Genomic DNA, 13,196 nt, shown 5'->3' with positions numbered 1-13,196 from the left:
AAAAATAAACCGATACAAATCGGCATTTTCTTTCGCTTGTCTCTGTCCTTTTACCTGAGAGATTATCCGCTATATTAGCGGATTTGCTCCTTCGGTGCTCGTTTTCCTCCGCGCTATATTAAGCGAGAGGGAGTCTCTCCAGAGATTCGTCCCCATGCAGTTCTACTTGTAAACAAGACCTGAGAGTTTCAAAGTTGGTTCAGCAACTTTTTGCCCCGTCGGTAGATCAATAAATCTTCTCCTGAATGGTTCATCCGAATTATAAAATTAATAACTTAAACGCATTGATTGTAAATCAATAAAAATATTATAGACAGACAAATTGTGAATTGCAATCCTTTTTTTATTTTAAAATAGTAAACGGTTTTATTTTTTAGAAAGTCCTAATTTATCTTCAACTTCATTTAAAGTAGATAAAGCGATGACAATATGTTGATCCGCAAGTCCTAAAGCATGTTTAGTATTTTCAATTATTTCATTGGCTGGAGTAGAGTTATTAGCTCCGTCTATAATCAAATCGGTTGCATTTTTCATGAAGTTTGATGCAGCTTTAAACTCAGTTGTGAAGTAGATTAGTTGTTCTTGTATATGTATATCTGTTATGTTTTCTTCAATTTTCATCGTGTCTATTTCTTTCATAATTGTTTCATACTGCTTGGAAACAGCACTCATTGTAACTAATAGTTTATTTCTGTCTACTGAATCTCCGTTCGTGTTAATCTCTTCCCAGGCAGGCAACCAATCTTTCTCAATTATGTCATTATAATTAATAGTTAATTCATTAATTTTAGGTTGCAATTTAGTTTTGAATGTTTTTGTATCAACTGTTTCTACGGTTCCTTTTTCGTTATTATTTTTATCTTTAATTGTGTAGAAAATCGTAATGGAAATGATAAAAATAGAAATTACAACTATCCATTTATTAAAAAACAATTTCTTCAATGTGCAACGCCTCCAAAAATCAAAAATCTTATAATTAAATATATAACAATAATGTTGTTAAAGGTAGAGAATATAAGCAGTAGTGATTTGAATTACAATTTTTATATACATAAATAATTCAAAAAGGTAAAATGATGAAAGGAGTATGTGAGAAAAGGGGATTTTTAGTGGAAATGAACAGAAAAAACTAGTTTCAAATATTTCAACGGCTATGTTATTAGTTGGTTTATTTGCATTCATATTTATGAATAAAGAATCTAAAATTGAAGATTTTCCAGTACCAATGTCAGCAATACATATTAACGATGATAATGAAGAGGATTATAAATATATAAGTGTAATGCATATTACTAAGGAAAACGGAAGGTAACCGTATTACATTATCCGGGAAAAATTACGTATTATATATTTGAAAAATAATTGATAATAAAAGAGATAGGAAGTAAACAATATTGCAGGATTGTTTACTTCCTATCTCTTTTTGATTTTTAATTCTGAATTATTTAAATTATAATTGTTATGCGTATAGAATAAAATAATATTTAGTATGGAAATGAGCTGATAATTTGCCAAGTATAAAAAAAATAGGACGTTTTTGTCCTACAGATGATGATGGATATATTATAAATGATGCACATATTGATAAAATTCAGCCTATATTTATGGAGGTAATACAAGAAATAAAAAATACTTGTGGTGAAATGTTACAGGATGAATTGCACAGTGTTTATATAAGGGGTTCAATTCCAAGAGGGATTGGAATTGAAGGGATTGCAGATATAGATGTGATTATATTAGTGCGAAAGGATCCTAAATTAATAGACTTAAGTTGGCGAAAGAGGCTAGAAGTTCAAAGTTTACAACAGTTTAATTGTATATCAGGAGTGGAGTTAAGTTTTTACAGTGAAAAAGAAGTGATAAATTCCAATTGTTTTTCTTTTATAAGCTTTATGATACAGACACATGGTGTATGTATATTTGGTGAAGACGTAAAATTGTCTTTACCTAAATATAAAGTAAGTCAGGAGTTAGCCTATGAACATCTTATTCAATTGCGGAAACAAATTGGACAAGCTCGTAAAGAGTTACTTCATAATAAAGGCGTGGATGATATAGCGGATTGTTGTCGTTGGATTATGAAGATAATAATCAGGGCAGGTCTAGCATTAACAATTGATAGAGAAGGGCTTTATTCCAGGGACTTATATCCAGCATATGAGTTATTTAGTAAGCATTTTCCTGAACAAGAAAAAAATATGAGGAAAGCACTACAAAATGTAATTGAACCGATAAAAGATATAGAAGAAATTTTAGCATTTTTAAATACGTGTGGTGATTGGTTGATAGAAAAGGCAGAGGATCCTTTGAAAAACATACAATTTTAATAAACTATAATTACATTATGTAAACAGATTATATTGAAGCAAAGAAGAGAGGTGAGATATTTGGATTTTTACATTGTGGATGTATTCTCGCAAGGCAAGTATTCAGGTAATCAACTTGCAGTGTTTATGGCAAATCAGGAATTTTTTAGTTAGGAAATCAATAATCTAAATGTCCGTGATTTTGCAGATTATTATGGAATCCCAGAGGATGCGGCAACAGGAAGCTCAAATGGATATTTAGCGGCGTATCTTATAAAATATCGTTATTTTGGAACAGAAAAGATAAATATTCGTGTTGAACAAGGGTATGAGATAAATCGCCATTCTCTAATACATATACAAGCAGAGGTGTTTGAGAGTAAAATTAATGTTTGCGTTGGTGGAAAAGTAGAAAGTATTGCAAGAGGGAAATGAACCGTATCATAAGGGGGATTAGAAATGCTATTAAAAACAATATTTTGCAAGGTGGAAGAAGAGAAAAGGGAATTGTTTTCTGATGCGCAAGAAAAATGGCGTGATTTACAGTGTTTAGACGGATTCTATGGACAATTTGGTGGGTGGAATGAAGCTGAAGCGTGTGTGTATACTTTATGGAAAGATAGAAATGCATATCAATCATTCATGAATGATGCTCATGATACAATTTTTTTAAATAGTAATCAAGAAGGCACATATGTTTCCTGTAATATTGAAATGTTTCAAACGTTGTATGATATAACGGAAACCCCTTTGAAAGACGTAATTGCACAGGGGTCATTTGTAAGAGTTGCAATTTGCGATGTGAAAGAAGGAAAAGAAAAGAATTTTTTACATACGCAAGAAACAATTTGGAATAAAGGAATGGAAAATGCAAAAGGGATGTTAGGTGGAGTTGTTGGGAAGTCTTTAAAGACTGAAAATCGTTATATAGTATTAACTTATTGGCAAGATGAAATAGCACATGAACGTTATATGAAAGAAATTTTCCCTGAGTTATATCAGTTAGCAAATGTAAATGAGTATGTTGAAAATATAAATGGAAAGAAAGTTATTCGGAAGGAAGAATGGTCTGTTGCCGCTTCGAAATAAAGTTAGAACTTGTTAAAGTAGCTGGTTTAGATAAAGTTGATACAGAACGTTCGTTCTGGTAAGGTTACTTTGTACAAGAACAAGAGGGGGTATTTAAATGAGTAAAGTTTTAAGATTTGAATTGCAAGTCCCAAACCCTGAAGAAGCTATTCAATTCTATACAAATAGTTTTGGATGGAAGTTTAAAAAAATGCCTGGGCCACATGACTATTGGTTCATAATTACAGGTGAGAGTGATAGACCTGGTATCGATGGTGGATTAATGAAATCACCTGATGGTGCTACTAGGACGACTAATTCGATTGAAGTACCTTCAGTTGATGAGTACATAAATAAAGTTATTGAAAATGGTGGACAAGTAGTTGTACCTAAAACTGCTATTCCTAATATGGGTTACTTTGCTTATTGTATAGATAATCAAGGGCTTCTTTTTGGAGTATGTGAAGAAAATATTGAAGCGTAAAAAATTAGGGGAGTTCGAGATTATTTTGTTTGTTGAACGATGTTTTATATCAAAGATTATAATTATTGAACACTTTTGTATAAAAACTAGTATTCGTTTAGTTGAAGAAGGATCCATTTTGATTATTTTCAAAAGGATTCTTTTTTGTTTTTCACATATTGTGAGTTATTTAGGCATTATTAATCAAACTTATATCGGTATATTATCTATGAAAAAAGTAAATAAATGATGTTATATTCAAGGGTTAATCTATTGACTGCTAAACAGTTTAAGGTGAAAAGGAAAAGAGAACCAATTATTTTCTAATAAACATGTAATTAAGTGAAGACGTCATATACCCTTTCATGTTAATATATTTAAGTTATAATAGGAGGCTTACCCTTTTGTATTGTACGGTAGAAGCAGTGTGAGCTTGAAATTTTTTATGAAAAGGATGTGCCTAACTTGCGTATCAATAAATTTATTAGTGAAGCTGGAAAAGCGTCTCGACGTGGAGCAGATAAGTTAATTAACGAGAGAAAAGTAATTATTAACGGTAAGGTTGCAAAAATTGGTGACCAAGTAAATCCAGGTGATGACGTACGAGTAAATGGAGAGCAGCTTCGAATTGCTCGAGACCATGTGTATATCGCTTTAAATAAACCAGTAGGTATTACATGTACAAGTGAAAAAGCAGTAAAAGGTAATATTATCGATTTAGTGAATCATCCTTTAAGAATTAATCACATCGGGCGTCTCGATAAAGACTCAGACGGTTTAATTTTGTTAACGAATGATGGCGATATTGTTAATGAGATTTTACGTGCTGAAAACAAGCATGAGAAAGAATATATCGTTTCAGTAGATAAGCCGATTACACCGGAGTTTTTAGAGAAAATGGCAGCAGGTGTTAAAATTTTAGATACAAAAACTCTTCCTTGTGAGATTACACAGTTATCAAAATATGAGTTCCAAATTATTTTAACACAAGGATTGAATCGTCAAATTCGCCGTATGTGTGAAGCTTTAGGATATCAAGTATATACGTTAAAACGTACGAGAATTATGAATATTGAATTGAATAATTTACCGGTTGGACAGTGGAGAGATTTATCGAAAAAAGAGAAAAAACGCCTATTTTCAGACTTAAATTACGAACCACAAGATTGGTAAAAAAGAGAAGGGGAAACCAAAAAATGTTTTGGTTTCTTTTTTTGTTGAATAAAAAATATATTTTTAACACTTGTAAAAATAAAATGAATAGGATATATTAAATAACAATAAATGGATTTGTTATAAAAGCAAAGAAAAGGACACGAGTTATTTTAAACGGTTATACAGAGAAGGAAGGAAAGCTGAGAACTTCCTAACGCAGAAAAATAACTTACCACCTTAGAGCTGCACTGGGGAAATCAAGTATCTAGTGCCGTGTAAGCGACGTTATCGCAAAAGAAGCCATTATGTTTTTTGTGATGGGAATCTGGGTGGAACCACGAATATAAGCATATTCGTCCCTATATTTAGGGATGAATATGCTTTTTTGCATTCAATTTCATAATAAGCGAAGAAAAGGACACGAGTTATTTTAAACGGTTATACAGAGAAGGAAGAAAAGCTGAGAACTTCCTAACGCAGAAAAATAACTTACCACCTTAGAGCTGCACTGGGGAAATCAAGTATCTAGTGCCGTGTAAACGACGTTACCGTAAAAGAAGCCATTGTATTTTTACGATGGGAATCTGGGTGGAACCACGGGTAAAAGCACACTCGTCCCTATTTTAGGGATGAGTGTGCTTTTTATTATGAAATGGAGAGATGAAAAATGAAAGAACAGATGATCGAAATTAAATTTCCAGATGGTAGCGTTAAAGAATTTGTGAAAGGAATTACTTTAGAAGAAATCGCTGGGGCAATTAGTAGTAGCTTGAAAAAGAAAGCAGTCGCAGGAAAAGTTAATGATCAGCCTTTTGATTTACGACGAAACATTGAAGAAAGTGCGAAAGTTGAAATCATTACTTTAGACTCAAATGAAGGAGTAGAAATTGCAAGACACTCCGCTGCACATATTTTAGCGCAAGCTGTAAAAAGAATGTATGGTGACATTAACCTGGGTGTAGGGCCTGTTATTGAAAATGGATTTTATTATGATATGGATCTGGCAAGTAGTGTAAATGTAGAGGACTTACCGAAAATCGAAAAAGAAATGAAAAATATTATAAATGAAAATATAAATATAGAGCGAGTAGAGGTCTCTCGTGAAGAAGCAAAAAAACTGTTTCAAGAAATGAACGATCACTTGAAATTAGAACTTTTAGAAGCTATTCCTAATGAGGAAAGTGTAACACTATATAGACAAGGTGAATTTGTAGATTTATGTAGAGGACCACATTTACCATCAACAGGTTATTTGAAAGCATTTCAATTAACTAACGTTTCCGGTGCATATTGGCGAGGTGATAGTAATAATCAAGTGCTTCAGCGTATATATGGCGTTGCATTTGCTTCACAAAAAGAATTAGAAAATTATTTGCATTTTGTTGAAGAGGCTGCGAAGAGAAATCATCGGAAATTAGGTAGTGAACTTGAATTGTTTATGTTTTCGGAAGAGGCTCCGGGAATGCCCTTTTACTTGCCGAAAGGACAGATCATTCGCAATGAATTAGAAGCATTTTTAAGAGAAATTCAAAAAGAGTACAATTATCAAGAAGTACGCACTCCGTTCATGATGAACCAAGAATTATGGGAGAAATCAGGGCACTGGGGACATTATAAAGATAATATGTATTTCTCAGAAGTGGATAATAAAAGTTTTGCATTAAAACCGATGAACTGCCCAGGACATATGCTTATGTTTAAAAATAAATTGCATTCTTATCGCGAATTACCGATTCGCATGTGTGAATTCGGTCAAGTACATCGACATGAATTTAGCGGGGCGTTAAATGGATTATTAAGAGTTCGTACTTTCTGCCAAGATGATGCTCATTTATTTGTAACACCAGAACAAATTGAAGATGAAATCAAATCAGTAATGGCGCAAATTGATTACGTATATAAAACTTTTGGATTCCAATATGAAGTAGAGCTTTCTACTCGTCCAGAAGATTCAATGGGTGATGATAAATTATGGGAGCAAGCAGAAGCAGCATTAGCAAATGTATTACAATCATTAAATTATAAATATAGATTAAATGAAGGTGATGGTGCATTTTACGGACCGAAAATTGATTTCCATATTAAAGATGCTTTAAATAGAAGTCATCAGTGCGGAACAATCCAGCTTGATTTCCAAATGCCAGAGAAATTTGATTTAAATTATATAGATGAAAATAATGAAAAAAGAAGACCAGTTGTCATTCACCGAGCAGTTTTAGGATCATTAGACCGTTTTTTAGCAATATTAATTGAGCACTTTGGAGGCGCGTTCCCAGCATGGGTGGCACCAGTTCAAGTGAAAGTAATTCCGGTTTCAAATGCAGTTCATGTACAATATGCAAATGAGGTTGCAGATAAATTAGCACAAGCCGGAATTCGTGTCGAACGAGATATACGAGATGAAAAGTTAGGATATAAAATAAGAGAAGTGCAAATGCAAAAAGTTCCTTATGTTCTTGTTATTGGGGATAAGGAAATGGAAAGCGAAGCTGTAAATGTACGTAAATATGGTGAAGAGAAGTCAGAAGTTGTTGCACTAGATGCGTTTGTGGAAAGTATGAAAGTGGAAATGAAAAATAGGAAATAGAGATTGATAATAAAATACACCATTAATATGTAATACTGAATTTAAAGTAATTAAAGATATACTACACGACGACGCATGTTGTTTAACAAAGTAGTTTTAAGGCGTATCAACACTTTGCTTGATACGCCTATTTTTTATGGTTTTTTTCACTACATTCAGTCACTGTATTACCACTTTTATTACTACATTCATCAAAACGACAAATACGTTGCTTTGAAATAACGTTGTTTCTGTAATATTTAAAGAACAACGTTATATAAAATGACAATAAAGTTATTTAATTTTAAAAACCCAGACAAGCATAACCCCGTTCTAAATGTAGGACGGAGTTAATGTCTGTTTTTATTGAGTGTATTCGTCGCTTTTGTACTCCAAAATATCACCTGGTTGACAATCTAAAGTTTTACATATCGCTTCTAATGTTGAAAAACGAACCGCTTTTGCTTTCCCATTTTTCAGAATGGAAAGATTCGCCATCGTAATCCCGACCCTCTCCGAAAGCTCCGTTACGCTCATTTTTCGTTTTGCTAATATCACATCAATATTAATAATAATTGCCATATCCTCCACCTCAGACGGTTAAATCATTTTCTGATTTTATATTAATAGCTTCTTGTAAAAGTCTTTGGAGAACAGCAGCAAAAACGGCGATCACCATAGAGGCGAAAATGATGACCAATCCGATTGGTATGAAACTTGGAGGGTCAACTTTTTTCGCTATGAGATAGTAGAGTGGCATACCTAGCAAGTACAAGGTACTGATCGTGATGGCACAGTATTTTATATTCTTTAAAGCCTTTATCGATAATTCCGAGAACGCTTGGTTCTTATCGATATAGCTTAAAAATTTAAAAGCTTGATACAGAGCAAAATAAAAAGGTATCGCTGCCGCGTACATATCGATTAAAACGAGAGATTTCATATAAGCAATATCTGGATACAATTCTCCAGCAAAATTCCCGATTTTAGGCACCAAAAATATGCACAATGTAAAAACTGGGATTCCTATAAAAATAATAGCTAGCTTTAAAAAGAGTGTCGTAACTTGTTTCATAGAAAGCACCTCGCTTATGTAATAACAACATGATTTTATCATGCGATTTATCGTTTTGCAATAAAATTGTATTGTTTTTTGTTGTTTTATTATTGTTTTTGAAATATCTTTTTAATTTTGATAAAAATAAAAAGCATTTCGCATTCCAAAGAAATGCTCTTATGAAGTGGTTTGTTTTCTTTTTTACCTTACAAAAATGTAAGGTAAATGTAAGGGAAATCGAATGAACGAGTTTTAGAAAAGTGAGAATATGAAGTAGGAAATAGGTTCATGCTACTTATGTATCTCTTTCTGTTTGAAAGATTAAAAAAAAATTAAGGATTTACATGAGAAAAAGATAAGAAATATGTGAGAAATTAATACTATACAAAAGGGATGGAGTGAAAGAGATGTCAACAAATGTAGTTACTGTAGAAAGTGTAGAAAAAACGTATGGGAAAAGAAATGAGAATCAGTCAAAAGCATTAAGGGGTGTTTCATTAAGTATTAAAGAGGGAGAGTTTGTAGGGATTATGGGTCCTTCTGGATCTGGTAAAACTACATTGCTAAATGTGATTAGTACACTTGATCAAGCGACAGGTGGCAGTGTAACAATAGCTGGCACAAATATTACTTCTATGAAGGGGAATGCATTATCAGATTTTCGTTCTCAAAAATTAGGATTTATTTTTCAGGATTTTAACTTGTTAGAAAACTTATCAATTTATGAAAATATTGCTTTGCCACTTTCTTTGCAAGGAGTACCATCAAGAGAGATTACTGGGAAGGTAAATGGAGTAGCAAAGAAATTAGGGATTACTGAAATTTTAACTAAATATCCGACTGCTGTTTCTGGTGGACAAAAACAAAGAACAGCGGCAGCACGAGCTTTAGTACATAATCCGGCAATCGTATTAGCAGATGAACCGACAGGAGCACTTGATAGTAAAAATGCAAAAAGTTTATTAGAAGCGATGCAAGATTTACATGAAAATCACAATGTAAGTATTTTGATGGTAACACACGATGCATTTAGTGCGAGCTATTGTGAGCGTATTTTATTTATTCAGGATGGACTTCTTTATAAAGAGTTAAATCGTCAAGGAACACGAGAAAATTTCTATCAAGATATTTTAGGTGTGCTTGCCCAAATGGGCTCAGCAACTGAGTCGAAGTAAGGGGGCGAGACTATGTTATTCAAATTATCACGTCATAGTATGAAAAAAATGTTAAAGGATTATATGGTTTTACTTATTGGTCTAGTCATTAGTATTAGTATTTTTTACATGTTCCAAACGATGGCGATGAATAGTGAATTTACAAAAGATAATAGTCTCATTAGTAGTATTAGGCTCGTCTTCTGGGTTGGTGCAATATTACTTTCTTTCATTACTGTTTTTTACATCATTTATGCCAATTCTTTTTTACTTACATTAAGAAGAAAAGAACTCGGTATGTACATGATGCTTGGAGCGAAAAAGAAAAAAGTAGCACAACTATTATTTGTTGAAACATTCGGTATGGGTATTGTCAGTATTATTATCGGTATTTTAGTAGGAATCATACTAGCTAGTGTAGCAGGAAATTTTTTAATGAATGGAATGGAAGTTTCAGCAAAAGGTAATTACGCATCTGTGTACACACCAGCTATATTAGTTACATCTATTTTCTTCTTAATATTATTTTTCATTACTGGTTTAATGAATAGTTTCCGCTTATTACGTAAAACAGAATTAGAGTTAATACGAGAAGACGAAACGCAAGATGAGGTGAAGAAAAGTAAGACTCGCACAGTTATTATGACAGTACTAGGTGTATTGCTAGTAAGTACAGGATACTATTTTATGGTAAATATAAAAATGTTTGCTGAACTAGGATTTATAATAGCGACAATTGTTACGACTTTAGGAACGTATTTCATTTTTAGCTCGTTACTCCCACTTTTTGTAATGAAAATCAAGGGGAATAAAAAACGAAATGAAACGGGATTAAATAGTTTTACTTATGCACAGTTACGTTTTCGAGTAACTAGTTTATCGAGAGTACTAGGCACTGTAGCGATGTTAATTGCATTAGGTGCAGGGGCAATGACAGCAGGTATGGCATTTCAAAAAAATGTAGGCATAATGACAGACTTTTCTCGTGTATATGATGTTGTAATTCATGATCCAAATGATCAAGATAAAGAAGCATTAAAAGAAATGGAAATTGTTGAAGAAAGCAAGTATAAGTACAAAGTAGATGAAGAAGCGGTTTATTACTTACGTGACGATTTAACTGCGAAACCGCCGCTTGTTTCTGATCACTTTGATACAAAGACTTTAAAAGAGCCTGCACGAAAACGTGTGGCTGAACCTTTAACAGAACCTGTATATTCTGCTTTGGAAGCTCCCGAAGCAGCGAATAAGCTTCCTCGTATGCCAAAAGATTGGGAAGATGCGGTTGTAAGAGAAATACAAATTACACATAATCAATTTAACGGAAAGCCTGTAAGAATTGCTGATGAAGAGCATTATAAAGGAATTCAAGGAACAGAACACACTGTGACATTAGCAAAAGTAGATGATATGAAAAAATATAAACCGCTGTTGATCGAAATAGACAAGAGACAAAAAGAACAAATTGAAAAAACAACAGGTGCAAAAGTAGACTTATTTACGAAAATGACAATTTATCAGTTTATGAACAGTTTCATGAGCGGAACAATGTTTATGGGATTTTTCCTTGGAATTGCATTTTTAGCAATGATGGCAAGTTCTCTTATGTTCAAAATATTAACAGGAGCTTCTCGTGATGTACGCCGTTATGAAATGTTACGGAAAATCGGTGTGAGACGTAGTATGTTAACAAAAAGTATATATAAAGAAATCTCATATTTATTTATCTTCCCAGCAATTATTGGAATTTCCCACGTTTTAGTAGGGCTTAACTTATTTAGCTTCATATTAGTTGACCCATTTGTAAAGGTGTGGATGCCAATAGGAATCTTCTTAGTAATTTATTTCATCTATTACTGGATAACTGTTCAATTGTATAAAGGTATGGTAGTGCCGAAAGAAGAAGTGGTGAAATAGTTTAACAAAACAGTCCTTGTTATGAAAACAAGGGCTTTTTTCTATGCGTGGGATACGTGTATGCGAGATGTTATCAAGCCTTTCTGTAGTGAATATATAGAAAATTAAGAAAGTGTTAAGGTTTTATGTAGTGGAAAGTTAAGAAGTGTATGGGACATTAATAATGTACAAAAAGATTGAGATGAAATTGGAAAGTGTAATTGTTTTACGTTCTTATTTTTTTGAGGTAGTTTTGCAGAATTAAATTGATATTATTATAAATTAAACAGAAAGGAAATGTCTTATGAAGAGGATAAATAAAGCAATAAAATTTATTGGAGTCATTACTATACTATTACTAATCATAGCGTTAGTATTTCCTACATGGACCTCACAAATAAAGGTCAAAAACAGTATAAGTACATTAGAACAAGTAGAGATAAATGGAACTGGTCATGAAATTATGATACGCGGCAAAGATAAGAGTAATCCAGTTATTATCTTTGTACATGGTGGACCAGGTTCTTCGGAAATACCATATGCTCAAAAATACCAAGACTTATTGGAAGAGAAATTCAAGGTTGTCAATTACGATCAAAGAGCAAGTGGAAAATCGTATCATTTCTTTGAAGACTATTCTAACCTTTCATCAGATCTACTCGTGGAGGATTTATTAGCTATGACAGATTATGTTTCAAAACGTCTCGGAAAAGAAAAAGTAATATTGATTGGCCATTCTTACGGTACATATATTGGAATGCAAGCTGCCTATAAAGCTCCTGAAAAATATGAAGCGTATGTTGGTATAGGGCAGATGAGTGATACAGTAGAAAGTGAGATGGACAGTTTAAACTACGTTATTGAACAGGCACAAAATGCTGGGAATGCGGATGAGGTTTCACATTTAAAAGGGTTAACTGAAAAAATTAAAAATGGTGATACATATACCCCGCGAAATTATGTTGCGAAATATGGTGGAACATCAAGACTCATTGAAAATCCAGATGGTGATAACATGGGGATGTTATTCAGTAATGAATATAACTTGTTAGACGTAATTCGTTATAACGTTGGATTATCACACTCTCAAACTGTCTTATTAGAAAAAGATTTAAAGAATCCATTACCTACTAAAGTAACTAAGCTGAATCTACCGTTTTATTTTCTTATGGGGAAATACGACTATAATACTTCATTTCATGCAGCAAAACAGTATTTTGATAGGATTGAGGCGGATAAAAAGGAATTTATTGCTTTTGAGAAATCAGCTCATTATCCACAATTTGAAGAGAAAGAAAAATTTTATAAGTGGATGTGCGATACATTCGTTAAATAAAATGTATCCGAACTTTAGGGAATTAAAAAAGTTAGAGAGATTAAGCATGTATTAGCGAGACGTTTAAAGATTTTAGATAAATATTAATAAAAGGTTCGTAAAGCGAAGTTAAATGAAAAGACTCTTGTATATAGAGAACATGGTCTTATCCCTGTCAAGTAGACAGTATTAAAAAGACTAAGCAGCCATCGAGAC

General features: G+C 32.8%; 12 protein-coding genes, 1 pseudogene, 1 riboswitch and 2 other annotated features. Of the genes and pseudogenes, 10 read left to right on the top strand and 3 right to left on the bottom strand.

All coding sequences use genetic code 11. The annotated features are described in order from the left end of the window. Positions 1-32 precede the first annotated feature (32 nt). Positions 33-152, bottom strand: a riboswitch (glycine riboswitch). 214 nt (positions 153-366) lie between these two features. Continuing rightward, complete coding sequence (locus tag CQZ94_RS21900) at positions 367-942, bottom strand: hypothetical protein (protein WP_105587065.1); 576 nt, start codon at positions 940-942, stop codon at positions 367-369. 131 nt (positions 943-1,073) lie between these two features. On the opposite strand from CQZ94_RS21900, the pseudogene CQZ94_RS21895 reads away from it, so the two are divergent. From CQZ94_RS21895 to thrS, 7 genes and pseudogenes are all read left to right on the top strand, one after another. Next, positions 1,074-1,362: pseudogene (locus tag CQZ94_RS21895) on the top strand (hypothetical protein). Positions 1,363-1,508: 146 nt separating this feature from the next. After that, positions 1,509-2,327: a nucleotidyltransferase gene (locus CQZ94_RS21890; protein WP_105587064.1), complete on the top strand. Its 819-nt coding sequence runs from the start codon at positions 1,509-1,511 to the stop codon at positions 2,325-2,327. A 156-nt stretch (positions 2,328-2,483) separates the two neighbouring features. Next, positions 2,484-2,741, top strand: coding sequence for a PhzF family phenazine biosynthesis protein (locus tag CQZ94_RS21885; RefSeq protein WP_105587130.1), 258 nt, complete (start codon positions 2,484-2,486; stop codon positions 2,739-2,741). 24 nt (positions 2,742-2,765) lie between these two features. Next, entirely contained in the window at positions 2,766-3,395 is a 630-nt protein-coding gene (locus CQZ94_RS21880; RefSeq protein WP_105587063.1) for a DUF4937 domain-containing protein, read from the top strand. A 97-nt stretch (positions 3,396-3,492) separates the two neighbouring features. Beyond that, complete coding sequence (locus tag CQZ94_RS21875; RefSeq protein ID WP_105587062.1) at positions 3,493-3,858, top strand: VOC family protein; 366 nt, start codon at positions 3,493-3,495, stop codon at positions 3,856-3,858. Positions 3,859-4,302: 444 nt separating this feature from the next. Further along, entirely contained in the window at positions 4,303-5,010 is a 708-nt protein-coding gene (locus CQZ94_RS21865) for a pseudouridine synthase (protein WP_002200551.1), read from the top strand. A gap of 122 nt (positions 5,011-5,132) precedes the next feature. Beyond that, positions 5,133-5,356 (top strand) — a binding site (T-box leader). Positions 5,357-5,392: 36 nt separating this feature from the next. After that, positions 5,393-5,615 (top strand) — a binding site (T-box leader). Between the two features lie 44 nt (positions 5,616-5,659). Next, entirely contained in the window at positions 5,660-7,579 is a 1,920-nt protein-coding gene (thrS, locus tag CQZ94_RS21860; RefSeq protein ID WP_105587060.1) for a threonine--tRNA ligase, read from the top strand. Positions 7,580-7,921: 342 nt separating this feature from the next. Here thrS and CQZ94_RS21855 read toward each other — a convergent pair whose 3' ends face one another. After that, on the bottom strand, positions 7,922-8,140 hold the full coding sequence (locus CQZ94_RS21855; RefSeq protein WP_105587059.1) for a helix-turn-helix domain-containing protein: 219 nt from the start codon (positions 8,138-8,140) through the stop codon (positions 7,922-7,924). 10 nt (positions 8,141-8,150) lie between these two features. Beyond that, the gene (locus CQZ94_RS21850) at positions 8,151-8,633 is read right to left on the bottom strand and encodes a DUF2975 domain-containing protein (RefSeq protein WP_105587058.1); all 483 of its coding nucleotides are present in this window, start codon (positions 8,631-8,633) and stop codon (positions 8,151-8,153) included. A gap of 389 nt (positions 8,634-9,022) precedes the next feature. Between CQZ94_RS21850 and CQZ94_RS21845 the strand changes: the two genes are divergently transcribed. The 3 genes from CQZ94_RS21845 (at position 9,023) to CQZ94_RS21835 (ending at position 13,001) form a co-directional block, all read left to right on the top strand. Further along, a complete protein-coding gene (locus CQZ94_RS21845; protein WP_000106423.1) occupies positions 9,023-9,790 on the top strand; it encodes an ABC transporter ATP-binding protein in 768 nt (255 codons plus the stop codon). Between the two features lie 12 nt (positions 9,791-9,802). Next, positions 9,803-11,686, top strand: a complete 1,884-nt coding sequence (locus tag CQZ94_RS21840; protein ID WP_105587056.1) for an ABC transporter permease — start codon at positions 9,803-9,805, stop codon at positions 11,684-11,686. A 283-nt stretch (positions 11,687-11,969) separates the two neighbouring features. Beyond that, positions 11,970-13,001 (top strand): alpha/beta hydrolase, encoded by a 1,032-nt coding sequence (locus tag CQZ94_RS21835; protein ID WP_105587055.1) that lies wholly within the window; start codon positions 11,970-11,972, stop codon positions 12,999-13,001. Positions 13,002-13,196 lie beyond the last annotated feature (195 nt).

Origin of the sequence: Bacillus sp. MYb209, assembly GCF_002975175.1 — a bacterium.
GTDB lineage: Bacteria > Bacillota > Bacilli > Bacillales > Bacillaceae_G > Bacillus_A.
Note: the sequence above shows the minus strand (reverse complement) of the source record. Positions and strands in the feature narration are given on the sequence as shown.

What these genes read in the sequence shown, in the direction of transcription:
- CQZ94_RS21835 (WP_105587055.1), top strand. Translation starts at nt 11,970, where the DNA reads ATGAAGAGGATAAATAAAGCAATAAAATTTATTGGAGTCATTACTATA.
- CQZ94_RS21840 (WP_105587056.1), top strand. Translation starts at nt 9,803, where the DNA reads ATGTTATTCAAATTATCACGTCATAGTATGAAAAAAATGTTAAAGGAT.
- thrS (WP_105587060.1), top strand. Translation starts at nt 5,660, where the DNA reads ATGAAAGAACAGATGATCGAAATTAAATTTCCAGATGGTAGCGTTAAA.
- CQZ94_RS21855 (WP_105587059.1), bottom strand. Translation starts at nt 8,140, where the DNA reads ATGGCAATTATTATTAATATTGATGTGATATTAGCAAAACGAAAAATG.
- CQZ94_RS21880 (WP_105587063.1), top strand. Translation starts at nt 2,766, where the DNA reads ATGCTATTAAAAACAATATTTTGCAAGGTGGAAGAAGAGAAAAGGGAA.
- CQZ94_RS21845 (WP_000106423.1), top strand. Translation starts at nt 9,023, where the DNA reads ATGTCAACAAATGTAGTTACTGTAGAAAGTGTAGAAAAAACGTATGGG.
- CQZ94_RS21850 (WP_105587058.1), bottom strand. Translation starts at nt 8,633, where the DNA reads ATGAAACAAGTTACGACACTCTTTTTAAAGCTAGCTATTATTTTTATA.
- CQZ94_RS21875 (WP_105587062.1), top strand. Translation starts at nt 3,493, where the DNA reads ATGAGTAAAGTTTTAAGATTTGAATTGCAAGTCCCAAACCCTGAAGAA.